The sequence below is a fragment of the Paenibacillus thiaminolyticus genome (genome assembly GCF_003591545.1).
In the GTDB taxonomy this organism is placed as follows: domain Bacteria; phylum Bacillota; class Bacilli; order Paenibacillales; family Paenibacillaceae; genus Paenibacillus_B; species Paenibacillus_B thiaminolyticus_A.
Window position 1 is genome coordinate 137,353 of sequence record NZ_QYZD01000006.1, and the last position, 13,824, is coordinate 151,176.

The window sequence follows — 13,824 nt, forward strand, 5'->3', positions numbered from 1 at the left end:
GAGAAACTGATGAGCGTATCGGAACAATTCAAACCAGCGTTTCTGGAAGATGTCGTCGGCGACCGGTTCGGCCGGTACTCCAAATATATTATCCAGGATCGAGCGATTCCCGATGTCAGGGACGGCCTCAAGCCGGTCCAGCGCCGCATTTTGTATGCGATGTATGAATCCGGCAATACGCCGGACAAGCCGTACCGCAAGTCGGCGAAGACCGTCGGGGACGTGATGGGGAACTACCATCCGCACGGGGATGCGTCGATTTATGACGGCATGGTGCGCATGGCCCAGCCTTGGAAGATGGGGCATGTGCTCGTAGACGGGCACGGCAACTGGGGCTCGCAGGATGACGATCCGGCAGCTGCGATGCGGTATACGGAAGCCCGGCTGTCTCCGATAGCGATGGAGCTGTTGAGAGATATTGAGAAGGATACGGTCCAGTTCCGTCCGAACTTCGATAATACGGATAAGGAGCCTACCGTACTGCCCGCACGCTTTCCGAATTTGCTGGTGAATGGGGTCAGCGGGATTTCTTCCGGCTTCGCAACCGAGATTCCGACCCACAATTTGCGTGAGATCATTGATGCTTGCACCGCATTGATCGACAAGCCGGCGATAGAGCTGGACGATCTGATGCAGATCGTGCATGGACCGGATTTCCCAACCGGCGGGATTATTATGGGAGAAGACGGAATTCGCGATGCTTATCGGACCGGCAAGGGCCGAATTTACATTCGGGCGAAGACGGAGATCGAGGATATCCGCGGCGGCAAGCAGCAGATCGTCATTACCGAGATTCCGTATCAAGTCGTCAAAGCGCGGCTTGTCACGTCCATGGAGAACATCCGGCTGGAAAAGAAGGTGGATGGCATTGCTGAGGTTCGGGACGAGAGCGGCCGGAACGGCCTGCGTATCGTCGTAGAGCTGAAGAAGGATGCGGATTCGACCGGAATTCTGAATTATTTGCTGAAAAAGACGGATCTCCAAATCGTATACAACTTCAATATGGTCGCGATCGTGAACAAGGCGCCGCAGCAGCTTGGCCTCAAGCCGATGCTGGAGCAGTACATCAGCCATCAGAAGGAAGTCGTCACGAACCGCACCCGTTACGATCTGAACAAATTGGAGGACCGGGCCCATGTGCTTGAGGGCTTGGTCAAAGCGCTCGATATTTTGGACGACGTCATCGCGACGATTAAGGGCTCCAAAAACCGCCAGGATGCGCAAGCCAATCTGATGGACAAGTACGGCTTCACGGAGCGTCAGGCTGATGCGATCCTGACCTTGCAATTATACCGCCTGACCAATCTGGAGCTGACAGCCCTGACGAAGGAGCTTGACGAAATCCGGAAAAAAATAACGGAGTTCCGTGCGATACTGGACAATGAGCGCAAGCTGTTCTCCGTGATCAAGAAGGAACTGAACGAGATTCGCAATAAATACGGCATCGACAGACGGTCAGTCATCCAGGGCGAGGTCGAGGAGATTAAGGTCAACCTGGAAGTGATCGTCAATGCCGAGGATGTCATCGTGACGCTCTCGAACGAAGGCTACATTAAACGGACGAGCCTGCTCTCCTTCACCCGTTCGGGCGGGGAATGGGAAGGCTCCGGCGTGAAGGAAGGCGACTATATCCGCCAAGTGTTTGAGGTCAATACGCTGGATCGGCTGCTGCTGTTCACGCAGCGGGGGCAATATTTCTCGCTGCCGGTTCATCTGCTGCCCGAATTCAAGTGGAAGGACAACGGCACGGCGATCGTGAATGTGATTCCGATCGGGAAGGAAGATCGCATCGTCAGCGTCATTCCTGTCAAATCGTTCGCCGATGAGCACTCCTCCTTGTTGTTCGTCACCCGGCGCGGCCAGGTGAAGCGAACCATGCTCAAGGAGTATGAGACGAACCGTTCCGGTGCGATCGCGGCTTGCAAGGTCGCGAACTCCGACGAAGTGCTGACGGTACTGCCGAGCGACGGCTCGCATGATCTCATGCTCGTGACGAAGCTCGGGATGTCCATCCGTTTCGCCGAAGAAGAGGTCAGCCTGATGGGACGGGCCGCCGGCGGCGTGCGCGGCATTCAACTGAAGGAAGACGATGAAGTAGCTGCGGCGCTTCAAGTCATTGGAGACGAAGGAGAAATAACGGTCATGTCGGATCTCGGATGGGGCAAGCGCTCGCTGCTGCTCGATTATCCGACCCAAGGACGCGGCGGCAAAGGGATCGCCACCTTCGAGTTCAAAGAGGGCAAGCGGGTGAAACCGAACGGATCCCGCCTGATCGGCGCCTTCTTCAGCAAGACCGCCTATCCGATTACGTTCATTACCGATGCGGGACATGCCTATACGCTGCTGACCGGACAGGCGCCATTGATGGATCGGAAGGCGCATGGCCGCTCCCTCGTGCCAATGGACAAAGGGGAAGAGATCGCAGCGACGGTCGTGATCGGCCCGCGCGGGGATTAGTCAAACGGCTTGTGCGGAGGATGCAGATCATCATGCATTCGGATTATCCATTCTAATAGGACCCGCAGGGGCACCGGTTCATCGAGCCGGTCGACCCACTGCGGGTCTTGCTGCAGGAATCCGGCCCTCACGGCCTTGTGGATAAGCTCGTCATCGGTGAACTTCATCAGCATTCCTCCTCGCCATTCGGAATGGAATTAGGCGGGACATTCGCCCATGTGCTATCTTATGCGAACCGGGCCCGCAGCGTGCCGAATCCGGCCCGGAACCGCGCTGGCAGAAGGGAACAATGGACGCGCCTCTGGCTGGAGTGATGACCGCGCGTGGATCATGTGGTATAATTTACTTGTTTTTGGGAATCGGATATTCTCGTAATTGAACTCGGCACGGAGAAAAGGGGGAAGCAGCGGACATGCATGCAACCGAATTTGCCAAGCTATGGTCGAAGTTGTCGAAGGATTACAAGGGGGTTATGGATGAAGCGCTGGCGCCTAGTCTGACGGAAAGCCAACTCGTCGTGCTTGAACTGGTGGCGGAGTACGGCAAGGTGAAGCCTTCCGATCTGCTGCCGCACCTGGCGACGACTCCGGCAGCGATTACGACATTGCTCGATCGAATGGAGAAGAATGCACTCATTATGCGTGAACGCGACTCGGTCGATCGGCGAATCGTATGGATTCAGGCTACCCCGTTCGGAGAACAAGAGATGCGGCGCGGCATCGAGATTCGGGAATCGTATTGGAATGATACCTTGCATCGCATCTCCACCCATAATCAGCAGCTGCTCATTCTGCTGCTGGGCAAGCTGGCGAACAAGCCGGCCGCCCCTGCACCCGATACGGTAGCGGCCGGTACGAAGCGTTGAACTCCCGAAAGGCGGGAAGCGCCGCGCCGTTCGCGCTAGTGGGCCGGCAGTGCCTGCAGCAGCACTGGCACCTCGGACATGGAAGAGACATGTCTGGCTGCCCGCTGCTTCAAGTTGGACATCTGCTGCCGCTGCTGCTTGGTGAACCGTGTATCCGTCTTATCCTTCAAGACTGAGGATAGAGGAATGACGCTATATTTACGTTTTTCATGCGGCCCATTAATATGCACCCATGTCGGCTCAGCCGAAATTTCCTTCAGCTCGATTGTTCCTTCCGGCATATGCTTCTCAATTGTGACACCGAAGATGACACCGACATCTTTGCCGTCTCCCCGTTGATTCGATATAAAGTTGCCCAGTGAATAAATAATAAGACCCTCCCGCGTCTGGCCGTGCTTATCTTTGACGGTCAAGCGCTCATAAGGCTGAAGCACATGCGGATGCGAGCCAAGAATGATGTCGGCTCCGGCTTGGACGAGCTTGCGCGCCAGCCGGATCTGCTCTTTGTTCGGATTCGGATCGTACTCGGTTCCGAAATGCAGGGCGATGGCCACGACATCGGCCCCGGCCGAACGGGTCTTCTGAATATCTTCAATCATGCGCTTTTCGTCAATGAGGGAGACGAGGTACGGCTTATCCTTAGGAAGCGGGATTCCGTTCGTCCCGTATGTATAAGCAAGAATACCCATCGTTATCCCGTTCTTGTCCATCAATGTCGGCTGCTTGGATTCCCACAGGGAAGCTGAGATGCCCTTCGTGACGAGGCCGCGATCCTTGAGCACTTCTCTCGTTCGCAGCGCTCCGCGCTCCCGCCGGTCCAATGTATGATTGTTCGCGGCGGTGACGATGTTGAAGCCGGCATCCTTCAGCGCGTCGGCCAGCTCGGGCGGGGCATTGAACATCGGGTAGCCCGTATACACCTTCTCGCCCCCAAGCAAAGGGGTCTCAAGATTTGCCCAGCACCAGTCGGCTTCCTTCAGTATCGGCTTCACGTTCGTGAAGAACCCGCGGAAATCATACTTTCCCGTCTTCCGATTCAGATATGCCGGGAACTGCGGCGAATGCATCATAATATCGCCTACAGCCAGGAGCCTTCCGCTCAGCGTATACGGTTCGGCTTCAGCGGCGGGCTCTCCCGCTTCCGAGGTGGTGTCCGTCTCGTCGGTCTGGCCTGTCTCGTCTGTCGAGGCAGGCACCGCTTCCTCGAATGTGTCCTCGGCCGTCTGCTTCTCCTCTCCGGCCTCCAGCGCGGCTGCCTGCCCCTGATGGGCATGAGGATTGGGGGCGAGTGATCCGCAGGCGGTCAGCAGCAGGATGACCAGCATTGCATAAATGAATCTCTTGCCGAATTTGAATCGATGCTTGTTCATCGTATGCCACTCCCTTCCCTTAAGACGCAGGCAGCATCAGCCAAGGATGCTGTCCTTCCATATGGTCCAAGGGTATTCATGAGGCGGGGTGGAATAGAACTCCAACTCCGTCTTCGTAACCGGATGGGGAAGGGTCAACCTCCGCGACCATAGAGCGAGCTGCTGTCCCGGCCGATTAAGCTCGGCCCCGTACTTCTGATCTCCGTATAGCGGGCAGCCCAACTGCTTCATCTGCACGCGGATCTGGTGCGGTCTCCCGGTGTGCAGCGCGATCCGGACAATCGACATGCCTTCGGCGCTTCCAAGCACGTCATAGTCGAGCACCGCTTCCTTGCCTCCCGCCGTGCCGGGCGGCACGACGCGGACGGTATTGGTCCGGGCATCCTTGAGCAGTGTATGCTTCAAGGTGCCGTGACGGGAAGCAGGGACGCCATGCACGACGGCGATATACTCCTTGCCCAACTCCCGCTTGCGGACCGAATCGGACAGCCGGGAGGCCGCCTTCGATGTCTTCGCGAACACCATCGCGCCGCCGACGGGGCGATCCAGCCGGTGAACGAGGCCGAGATATACATTGCCCGGCTTGTTGTGGCGTATCTTCAAATCCTGCTTGATCGCCGTGAGCATGTCCATATCCCCGGTATCGTCAGCCTGAGACAGCAGATTCCGCGGCTTCACGACGACGATGACATGATTGTCTTCGTACAGGACATCTATGTTCGGCACCGGAGTCACGCCTCCCAGCGACCCAGGATGCCGCATGGAAGCACCAGTCCGGACTGCGTAATCGGCAGTCCGATCTCGCCGCTCGTAATCTTTCCTCCGTACCGCTTCTTCATCGTCATGCTGAGCATGTTGTTCAGTACGGACGGCGAGAGCCCGGTCGTATACGAGTTGATTAGCAGGAACAACGGGTTGTCCGACATAATTTTCATGCAGGAGGCCAGGAACGGATACAAGCTCTGCTCCAGCTTCCACGTTTCACCGCCAGGCCCTCTTCCGTACGATGGAGGGTCCATAATAATGGCATCATACCTGTTGCCGCGGCGCTCCTCCCGCTGCACGAATTTGAACACGTCATCCGTTATGAAGCGAACCGGACGGGAGGCAAGGCCGGACAACTGCACATTTTCTTTGGCCCACTGCACCATCCCTTTGGCGGCGTCCACATGGCATACTTCTGCACCCGCATAAGCGCATGCGACGGTCGCGCCGCCCGTATAGGCGAACAGATTCAGCACTTTGATCGGGCGGTTCGCCTGCGATATTTTCTCCATCATCCAGGCCCAGTTCACGGCTTGCTCCGGGAACAGCCCGGTATGCTTGAAGTTGGTCGGGCGGATATGGAACTTCAAGTCGCGGTACTGTATGGACCAGCGTTCCGGAATCGGCTTCTTCATGTCCCAGCTGCCGCCTCCCGAGGAGCTGCGGTGGTAGTGGCCGTGAACCTGATGCCAATGCTTCGCTTCCTGTTCGATAGGCCATATAATTTGCGGATCCGGGCGGCGCAGGATTACATCGCCCCAGCGCTCCAATTTCTCACCGTTCCCGGTATCGATGACCTCATAATCTTGCCAATCTTTTGCCATATACATATCGTGCACTACTTCCTTTCTGACTTCAGTCACTAAGCGTTATTGTACTATAACCGAACGGCGGGCGCCAGAAAATCCGCATGCAAACATGCCCGCATGGCTTGATCGTCTTCATACGGGCACTTGCGTCGGTTTTATTCATATTGAAACTTGTAGCCTACGCCTCGAACGGTGACGATATAACGGGGGTGGGCGGGATCGCGCTCGACTTTTTTCCGCAGATTGCTAATGTGCACCATCAACGTGCGCGTGTCGCCGAAGCTCTCGGAATTCCAGATATGCTGGTACAGCTGTTCGAGCTTGAATACTTTGTTCGGGGATTTGGCGAGATAGGTCAACAGATCGAATTCCTTCGCGGACAGCGAGACCGTCCTGCCGCCGACCTTCACGTCGTGGCTGAGCAGATTAATCTCCAGTTCGCCATAATGTAATTGGTGGGCAGAAGGTGAAGGCAGGATTGAGTAGGATTGCAACGTTCTGCGCAAGTGAGCCTTGACTCTGGCCACCAGTTGGCCGGGACTGAACGGCTTCGTGATATAATCATCGCCGCCTACGGTCAGACCCATTATAATATCCATGTCCTCGCTTTTGCAGCTGATAAACAGGATCGGGACGGAGGAAGTTTTGCGTATTTCCTTGCACACTTCGTAGCCATCCAGCGACTTCAGCAAAATATCGAGAATGATTAGATCCGGATTGGTCTCCTTGACCATGTGCAAGGCAGAATATCCGTTATCCGCCACGAAGACCTGATACCCTTCCCGCCTCAGATACAGCGAGATAAGCTCGGTGATTTCCCATTCGTCATCAACGATTAATATCCGTACGTCATTCATTACCGGTCATCCCCTCCGCTCTTCTTCCCATTATAGCGAATGTTGTCAGATGATGACAATCTATACCTGCGTTTTCATAGGAATAAGTGGAGGCGAGCAGCCTCCAGCACGCGGCCCGAGCAGGGTAGGGGCGTTCCGACATAAAACGGCGCCTGTCCGATGTGAGGACAGACGCCGCGATTCAGGTTCAGGCGAAGTTCCCTATTCGATTCATGGCGGAGGACATGTCCAGTCCGGCTCAATACAGTGACAACGCGAGCGAGTCCATCTCCCGCTTGGAGTGCAGGATCGCCTCTGACCCGATGATCTCGATGCTGATCAAGGATTCGAGACAGGTCTTGATGGCTTTCTTGCCTGTACGCACCTTCGTGTTCAAAGCTTCCATTAATAACGAGAATGTATTTTTGTGCGATATATTTGTGCAAAACACGGGAATTTTACGCTCCTGAAAATCGATAAAGACAGTTTTCATCGTAACGGACCTCCTTCAACTTCTGATTATTTCCGTTATAGTCATTCTACGAAAGGAACATTAAATGAACATTAAAATCATAAGACAATGTTGTTACAAATCGAAAAAAAATGTTACCCAAGGCATGAAATGGAGGCAGAAAATGATGAAAAAAACGGCGAAACGTGAAAAACGTATTCGTTTTCCTGTCTGCCGCTTACATGTATGAATGTGCGAACTGCATCTATGAATGTGATGCCGGAGGCAGGGAAAGGCGCAATCTTGCACGCCCCCCTGTCCGCAGCGATTATAAGCCGGTGTCGACTTGAGCCCAGATCTCATCATCCACTTCCAGGCGAATCTGATGCCGGAAGGCACGCTGCCCGTATTCCTTGTGGACGTATTGCTCGATCGCTTCCAGCAGGTTCATCTCGACCAAATATTGGTGACGCCTGTTCACCCATACCTCGGCGGTGAATCCGTGCTCCTCATCCCAACAGAGCTCGACTTCAATATCCGTCGGTTGAACCTGTCTGCGCATCGCCAGGTGCAAGCACACGGCGTTCACGATCTCATCCATACTAAGGCGAAGCTGCATTTAGTTCCACCGCCCGCTGTCCGGCCGCGGCGGCTTGCGGCGATCCTTGAATTTGCGGAAGATCATGACCACGAGCATGAACAGGGCGAAGAGCGCCATGAGATTCACCAGCAATCCCAATATTTCTCCGAAGAAGCCCATGTTGCCGAACAATCCGCCGAACAGCATGCCGGCCAGCCCGCCGACCATCAGGCCCTTCATGAAGCTGCCGCCGCCAAAAAATCCGCGGTTCCCCGTCGTGTTCGTGCCGGTTGTCTTGGTATTGCCGGTTGTGTCCGAACGATTCACTTGGTTGTTCGTCTCCGCTTTCTTCGGGGCGGGTTGATACTTCTTCACGCCCGAACGGAATGATCCCCCTCGCTTGGCATCCACCAGCGATGGCGTTGTCACCGCAAACACGAGCAGGAACGCCATCATAACGATAATCCATTTACGCATGAACTGCCTCCTCCAGTAGATTAGATGTATCCGATACTAATACGGGCAGTCCCGAAAGAGGTTTCAAAAAAATATTGAACTTGTTACAATGAATTTGTCTGTGCCGCAAATCATAGAAACTAGGATCCGTTAAGGCGGATTTTTTACTATTTTATAATTCACGGGAAGATGAATCCGGATAGATGAGAGGAGGAGCCGAATGGATTATCCGATAGCGTACATCGACTATATGCTGGAATTCCACGGCACGAGGGATTGGTTCGAATGCCATGAGATTATGGAGGAGCACTGGAAGGCGGAGTCATCGGCTGAACGGAAAGTCTGGTGGCTGACTCTCGTGCAGATTGCGGTCGGCTTGTACCATGAGCGCAGAGGCAATCTGGCCGGGGCCGGCAAAATGCTGCGCAGCGCGCTGGCGCATGCTCCGGAGGTTCCATGGGCGCAGCTGGGGATCGACGGCAAGGAGCTTATCGCCCAATTATCGGAGCGGGTGGAGTCGTATCGTCAAGGGGGTACGCCGGAGCGGACGTATGCCGAATGGAACTTCCCTATTGCCGATCCGGAGCTGGCCGTTCAATGCGAAGCCCGTTGCCAGGCCTTGGGCTGGCAGTGGTGCCGCAAGGGAAGCGAGCTAGACGAGAGCATTCTCCATCGCCATAAGCTGAGGGACCGCGAACCGGTCATTGCGGCGCGCAGGGCGGCACAGCGCCTGAAGGGGCGGAACCGGAAGCAGGGGCGTCCGTAGAATCCCGTTCCGCCAAGGGAGGCGCATGCCGGCGAATCGTCTTAGGAGGTCGAGTCCTCTTCCTCCAGCATCCGGACGACCCAACGGCACCATTCGATCTGAGCCGTCGCGAGCGAGATCGCGCGGTGCAGCAAAATGTAGCTTCCGAATTTTTTGGAGTGGACATGGCGCTCTTCCTCGGGAATGCGCTGCAGCAGCTTTTCATGGTAAGCGATTTTCGTCTCCAGTTGCTTCTTGCGTGTCAGGAACAATGGAATGGCGAGTTCACGATCGATCATCCAGATGCACTTGGCCTTCAGGCTGAGCTCGTCGCGGGACAACTGCTCCGCGGGCGGCTCGCCCAACCAGTCCAAGACAGCCTGCTTCCCCTGTTCCGTCAGCGAATAGACCTTCTTATCCGGCTTGTCCTTCTGTTCAATGCGCACATATTGAACGTAGCCTTCCCGCTCCAGCTTGGCCAGCAGCGGGTAGATCTGGCTGTGCTTCGCCTGCCAGAACGGCTGGATGCGAAGCATTAGATCATAGCCGGAGCAAGACTCGCTTGCAAGAAGTCCGAGTAGTCCGTAAGATAATGTATTAAGCACGGGGGTAACCTCCAATACAGGAATGGGTCTGCGTCCTGCCGCAAAGGGGAACGGACAGACCTTTTCACATTCCATTATATGTAATTGATTACATATTTGCAAGCGATATTTATCATCAACCCGCGATGCGGTTGCTGCAAGTTCAGGCAAGTGGAAATGGGGTAGAGTACGTAATGAAGAAGGCATTATCAGACAAGTCGCCAAAAATTCCCGTCGTTATCCTGGCGGGCTTCCTCGGGAGCGGCAAGACGACGCTCCTTCAGCAATGGCTGCAATGGAGCCTTGATGCGGGCATGAAGCCGGCTGTCGTCATGAATGAGGTCGGCGATGTGAATCTTGACGGGCAGTTGCTGCCCGAGGACGTAGCGATGACCGAGCTGCTGAACGGATGCATCTGCTGCTCGATACGGGGCGATTTCAGTCTCAAGCTGTACGAACTGGTTCAGTCGGAGCGTCCCGACATCATCTATATAGAGTGCACCGGCATTGCCCAGCCAATGGAGCTGGTCGACTCGATTACGGAGATATCGCTGTATTCCGATGTCGTATTGAATCATATCGTGACCTTGGCCGATGCTTCTCATCTGGCCGCGATGCTGGACGAAGGGGAGAAGCCGAACCGCAAGCTGATGAATCTGCTGCAGGAGCAGGTCCGCGCGGCTCAGCTCATTCTGGTGAACAAGGCCGATCGGGTGAACGAAGCGCAGTTGGAAGCGGTGCAGCGTGAGCTCCGCGCGTGGAATGCCGAGGCCGACATGCTCGTTACCGAGCGGGCCGCTATCGACCGTTCACGATGGCTGGATGCGGTTCAGACGGGGGATGCTCCTGCTGAGCAAAAGGCGAAGCCTGACTGCACGTCAAGGCCTCACGCGCACGACAAGGTTACCGTGTGGACGCGAGCCATTCCGCAAGCGGTCGATAGCGAGCGGTTCGAGCGCTGGCTGCTTGGACAGCCCTCGAACGTATACCGGGCGAAGGGAATCGTCACCTTCACCGATACGACGAAGCGCTATATGTTCCAGTACGCGTACCGGGCGACCGAGTTCGTTCCCATTATGCCGCAGGGCGAGGTGGAGGATGTTATCGTCATGATCGGCGAACAGATGGATGTCGCCGAACTGGAGCGCTCCCTCCGCGATGTATGCCAATAACTACGAAAGCTCCTGGAGCAGAACCGGATGTTCTGAGCCAGGAGCTGTCGCCGTTAGATCAACGGGTGGCCGAAGGGGTATGCGTCTCCTTGTCCGCCAGTTCCGGATCGGATCGGAGATCCTCCAGGTAACGGTATCCGTCCGCTACCCATTCCAGAGCGCCGGTATCGGGATGAATGACCATGCCATGCACGGGGATATCGTTCGGCAGCAGCGGGTGCTTCCGCAAAATGCGCACGCTGTTCAACACGCCCTCATGGACGTTGTCGAATCCGCGAAGCCAATGGTGAAGCTTGATGCCCGAATTGGTGAGCGTGTCCAGGACGACATCCTGAACTCCTCTTGCCTTCGCCTTCTCGATAATGCCCTCGGAATTCAGCCCGGTCATGCCGCATCCATAATGGCCGACGACGACGACTTCATTCGCTCCCAGCTCATAGATGGCGACGAGCACGCTGCGCACGACGCTGCCGAACGGCTGCGAAATAATGGCGCCTGCGTTTTTGATGATTTTGGCATCGCCGTTGCGCAGATTCATCGCCCGGGGAAGCAGCTCGACGAGCCGGGTATCCATACAGGTAATAATAGCCATCTTTTTGTCCGGGTACTTGTTCGTCAAAAACTGCTCGTATTCCCGCTTGTCCACGAATTGCTTGTTGAATTCCAAAATGGATTCCATGTTGTTCTTCATCGTTATTCCTCCTCTGAAGATGCCTCGGAAGCCGTGCGCCGATCCGAGCAAAAGACATGTGTCGAATAGATCTGCTGCGGGCTGCTGAGCACGAAGGATCCGGCAATCGCTCCGGCATCGAGCTTCATGCGATCTTCATAAAATACAGCCTGATGGCGGTCGATCAGCATGGGCAGGCTTGCGTTATTCGGCAGATCCTCATCGCAGGCGCCCCGTTCCCTCACCAGCCAGAGGGCCGGAACCCCGTTCACCGCGCATCCGCATCCATCCGTATCATAGATGAGCTTGACATAGCCTGCTTCGCAGGACGGCCCGTCCAGCTTCCGTCTCAGCGCTTCCTCTGCTCCCAGCGTCACTTCGATGCTGACTGACATAATACCAACTCCTTCTTCAGAGCTGCAGGGGGAATGCCGCTTTTGAAAGTTGATTATATCCCGAACACCACGTATCATCAAGAGGTGAGCGGAAACGGCAGCAGGAGCGCCCGTAGAATCAAGAAAAATGAGGTGAATGCCCAAATGAGCACAAACGAACATCCGGTGTTGCAGCAATTTCACGATATGTTGACGAAAATGAAAAGCTATGAGGAAGCGTTGGGCCTGATGCAGTGGGATCTGCGGACAGGGGCCCCGCGCAAAGGCGCGGAGCAGCGAGCCCACGCCATCGGCGCGCTGGCGGCAGAGATGTTCTCACTGTCCGTCTCTCCAGAGATGGGGAACTGTCTGGACGAATTGGAACAGCCTGGCGTGCTCGATTCGTTGAGTCAAGCGGATCGCAAAATGGTGAAGGACGCCCGCAAGGAATACAATCGCAGCCGGCTTATCCCGCCGAAGCTTCATCAGGAGTATGTCGTGCTGACCTCTCATGCTGAGACGCTGTGGGAGGATGCGAAGCAAAAGGGAGATTACGAGTCATTCAAGCCGTACTTGCGGGACATCGTAGCGAAGACCCAGCAATTCATCGATTACTGGGGCGTGCGGGATACGCGCTATGATACGCTGCTGGACGCCTATGAGCCGGATATGACGGTAGCCAAGCTGGATTCAATATTCGGACGGCTCCGGGATCAGCTCGTTCCGCTCGTGCAGTCGGTCCAAGCCTCCGGCAAGCAGCCGGCCGCGGATTTTCTCTTCCAGGAGTTCCCGATCGAAGGGCAAAAGGCGATCAGCCATTACTTGCTGAAGGAGATCGGCTACGATTTCGATGCCGGCCGTCTCGACGAGAGCGTTCATCCGTTCGCGATCGGGCTCAATCCGGGCGATGTGCGGATTACGACGCATTATAAGACGCATGATATGGCCGATGCGATATTCAGCTCGCTTCATGAAGGCGGACATGCGCTATACGAGCAAAATATTAGCGGAAAATATGCAGGCACGCCGCTGGCGTCCGGCACCTCGATGGGGATTCATGAATCCCAGTCGCGCTTCTGGGAAAATCTGATTGGGCGGAGCCGCGCCTTCTGGTCAAGATACTATGGACAGGTGCAGCAGACCTTCCCGTCCCAGCTCGGACAAGTGACCGACGAGATGGTGTACCGGGCGGTGAACCGGGTGGAGCCGTCGCTGATCCGGATTGAAGCGGACGAAGTCACATATAACCTACATATCATTATCCGCTATGAAATTGAGAAAATGCTGTTCAACGAAGGCTTGTCCGTGGACGATCTCCCGGATGTATGGAACGATAAGTATGAATCTTATCTCGGCGTTCGTCCGAAGCATCCGGGAGAAGGCGTGCTTCAGGATGTCCATTGGTCGGGCGGCGGATTCGGCTACTTCCCGTCTTACTCGCTCGGCAATATGTATGCGGCCCAGTTCATGCATGCGCTGAGTCAAGGCATGCCGGATGTGGAGGACCGGATCGCCAGCGGCGAGCTGCTGGCGATTAAAGAGTGGCTGACCGAGCGCATTTATCAGCACGGCAAGCTGCTTACGCCTGCCGAGATCGTAATGCAGGTGACGGGGGAAGCGTTGAACCCGCAATATTTGGTCGATTACTTGTCGGCTAAAATGAAGGATGTATATAACCTGTAATCTGTAA

16 protein-coding genes are annotated in these 13,824 nt (G+C 55.5%); 5 read left to right on the forward strand and 11 right to left on the reverse strand.

Features of this window, described 5'->3' with window-relative positions; translation table 11 throughout:
• Nucleotides 1–9: 9 nt before the first annotated feature.
• Nucleotides 10–2,457: a DNA gyrase subunit A gene (gene gyrA / locus DQX05_RS09640; protein WP_119793036.1), complete on the forward strand. Its 2,448-nt coding sequence runs from the start codon at nt 10–12 to the stop codon at nt 2,455–2,457.
• On the opposite strand, the gene DQX05_RS30640 is transcribed toward gyrA, so the two are convergent.
• Nucleotides 2,454–2,624: a hypothetical protein gene (locus DQX05_RS30640; RefSeq protein WP_165643397.1), complete on the reverse strand. Its 171-nt coding sequence runs from the start codon at nt 2,622–2,624 to the stop codon at nt 2,454–2,456. The genes gyrA and DQX05_RS30640 overlap by 4 nt on opposite strands.
• Before the next feature lie 245 nt (nt 2,625–2,869).
• Between DQX05_RS30640 and DQX05_RS09645 the strand changes: the two genes are divergently transcribed.
• Complete coding sequence (locus tag DQX05_RS09645) at nt 2,870–3,322, forward strand: MarR family winged helix-turn-helix transcriptional regulator (RefSeq protein WP_119793038.1); 453 nt, start codon at nt 2,870–2,872, stop codon at nt 3,320–3,322.
• Between the two features lie 35 nt (nt 3,323–3,357).
• On the opposite strand, the gene DQX05_RS09650 is transcribed toward DQX05_RS09645, so the two are convergent.
• The 7 genes from DQX05_RS09650 to DQX05_RS09680 form a co-directional block, all read right to left on the reverse strand.
• Nucleotides 3,358–4,692: a CapA family protein gene (locus DQX05_RS09650; RefSeq protein ID WP_119793039.1), complete on the reverse strand. Its 1,335-nt coding sequence runs from the start codon at nt 4,690–4,692 to the stop codon at nt 3,358–3,360.
• 36 nt (nt 4,693–4,728) lie between these two features.
• The gene (locus DQX05_RS09655) at nt 4,729–5,454 is read right to left on the reverse strand and encodes an RluA family pseudouridine synthase (protein WP_119793041.1); all 726 of its coding nucleotides are present in this window, start codon (nt 5,452–5,454) and stop codon (nt 4,729–4,731) included.
• Nucleotides 5,424–6,287: a class I SAM-dependent methyltransferase gene (locus tag DQX05_RS09660; RefSeq protein WP_119793042.1), complete on the reverse strand. Its 864-nt coding sequence runs from the start codon at nt 6,285–6,287 to the stop codon at nt 5,424–5,426. The genes DQX05_RS09655 and DQX05_RS09660 overlap by 31 nt, the downstream gene beginning before the upstream one ends.
• A gap of 134 nt (nt 6,288–6,421) precedes the next feature.
• A complete protein-coding gene (locus DQX05_RS09665) occupies nt 6,422–7,123 on the reverse strand; it encodes a response regulator transcription factor (RefSeq protein ID WP_119793044.1) in 702 nt (233 codons plus the stop codon).
• Between the two features lie 238 nt (nt 7,124–7,361).
• Entirely contained in the window at nt 7,362–7,595 is a 234-nt protein-coding gene (locus tag DQX05_RS09670) for a 3-dehydroquinate dehydratase (protein WP_087441850.1), read from the reverse strand.
• A 286-nt stretch (nt 7,596–7,881) separates the two neighbouring features.
• Complete coding sequence (locus DQX05_RS09675; protein ID WP_119793046.1) at nt 7,882–8,172, reverse strand: YxcD family protein; 291 nt, start codon at nt 8,170–8,172, stop codon at nt 7,882–7,884.
• Entirely contained in the window at nt 8,173–8,610 is a 438-nt protein-coding gene (locus DQX05_RS09680; RefSeq protein ID WP_119793048.1) for a hypothetical protein, read from the reverse strand.
• Between the two features lie 199 nt (nt 8,611–8,809).
• On the opposite strand from DQX05_RS09680, the gene DQX05_RS09685 reads away from it, so the two are divergent.
• Nucleotides 8,810–9,355, forward strand: coding sequence for a DUF309 domain-containing protein (locus tag DQX05_RS09685; RefSeq protein ID WP_119793049.1), 546 nt, complete (start codon nt 8,810–8,812; stop codon nt 9,353–9,355).
• A 41-nt stretch (nt 9,356–9,396) separates the two neighbouring features.
• On the opposite strand, the gene DQX05_RS09690 is transcribed toward DQX05_RS09685, so the two are convergent.
• Nucleotides 9,397–9,939 (reverse strand): PadR family transcriptional regulator, encoded by a 543-nt coding sequence (locus DQX05_RS09690; protein WP_119793051.1) that lies wholly within the window; start codon nt 9,937–9,939, stop codon nt 9,397–9,399.
• Nucleotides 9,940–10,112: 173 nt separating this feature from the next.
• On the opposite strand from DQX05_RS09690, the gene DQX05_RS09695 reads away from it, so the two are divergent.
• Entirely contained in the window at nt 10,113–11,090 is a 978-nt protein-coding gene (locus DQX05_RS09695; RefSeq protein ID WP_119793053.1) for a CobW family GTP-binding protein, read from the forward strand.
• Nucleotides 11,091–11,148: 58 nt separating this feature from the next.
• Here DQX05_RS09695 and DQX05_RS09700 read toward each other — a convergent pair whose 3' ends face one another.
• Complete coding sequence (locus DQX05_RS09700; protein ID WP_119793054.1) at nt 11,149–11,781, reverse strand: beta-class carbonic anhydrase; 633 nt, start codon at nt 11,779–11,781, stop codon at nt 11,149–11,151.
• A 2-nt stretch (nt 11,782–11,783) separates the two neighbouring features.
• The gene (locus tag DQX05_RS09705) at nt 11,784–12,155 is read right to left on the reverse strand and encodes an iron-sulfur cluster biosynthesis family protein (protein WP_119793056.1); all 372 of its coding nucleotides are present in this window, start codon (nt 12,153–12,155) and stop codon (nt 11,784–11,786) included.
• Nucleotides 12,156–12,299: 144 nt separating this feature from the next.
• On the opposite strand from DQX05_RS09705, the gene DQX05_RS09710 reads away from it, so the two are divergent.
• Entirely contained in the window at nt 12,300–13,817 is a 1,518-nt protein-coding gene (locus DQX05_RS09710) for a carboxypeptidase M32 (RefSeq protein WP_119793176.1), read from the forward strand.
• Nucleotides 13,818–13,824: the final 7 nt, after the last annotated feature.

Coding starts and splice junctions, on each gene's coding strand:
- gyrA (WP_119793036.1), top strand. CDS start 10: ATGAGCGTATCGGAACAATTCAAACCAGCGTTTCTGGAAGATGTCGTC.
- DQX05_RS30640 (WP_165643397.1), bottom strand. CDS start 2,624: ATGAAGTTCACCGATGACGAGCTTATCCACAAGGCCGTGAGGGCCGGA.
- DQX05_RS09645 (WP_119793038.1), top strand. CDS start 2,870: ATGCATGCAACCGAATTTGCCAAGCTATGGTCGAAGTTGTCGAAGGAT.
- DQX05_RS09650 (WP_119793039.1), bottom strand. CDS start 4,692: ATGAACAAGCATCGATTCAAATTCGGCAAGAGATTCATTTATGCAATG.
- DQX05_RS09655 (WP_119793041.1), bottom strand. CDS start 5,454: ATGCGGCATCCTGGGTCGCTGGGAGGCGTGACTCCGGTGCCGAACATA.
- DQX05_RS09660 (WP_119793042.1), bottom strand. CDS start 6,287: ATGTATATGGCAAAAGATTGGCAAGATTATGAGGTCATCGATACCGGG.
- DQX05_RS09665 (WP_119793044.1), bottom strand. CDS start 7,123: ATGAATGACGTACGGATATTAATCGTTGATGACGAATGGGAAATCACC.
- DQX05_RS09670 (WP_087441850.1), bottom strand. CDS start 7,595: ATGAAAACTGTCTTTATCGATTTTCAGGAGCGTAAAATTCCCGTGTTT.
- DQX05_RS09675 (WP_119793046.1), bottom strand. CDS start 8,172: ATGCAGCTTCGCCTTAGTATGGATGAGATCGTGAACGCCGTGTGCTTG.
- DQX05_RS09680 (WP_119793048.1), bottom strand. CDS start 8,610: ATGCGTAAATGGATTATCGTTATGATGGCGTTCCTGCTCGTGTTTGCG.
- DQX05_RS09685 (WP_119793049.1), top strand. CDS start 8,810: ATGGATTATCCGATAGCGTACATCGACTATATGCTGGAATTCCACGGC.
- DQX05_RS09695 (WP_119793053.1), top strand. CDS start 10,113: ATGAAGAAGGCATTATCAGACAAGTCGCCAAAAATTCCCGTCGTTATC.
- DQX05_RS09700 (WP_119793054.1), bottom strand. CDS start 11,781: ATGAAGAACAACATGGAATCCATTTTGGAATTCAACAAGCAATTCGTG.
- DQX05_RS09705 (WP_119793056.1), bottom strand. CDS start 12,155: ATGTCAGTCAGCATCGAAGTGACGCTGGGAGCAGAGGAAGCGCTGAGA.
- DQX05_RS09710 (WP_119793176.1), top strand. CDS start 12,300: ATGAGCACAAACGAACATCCGGTGTTGCAGCAATTTCACGATATGTTG.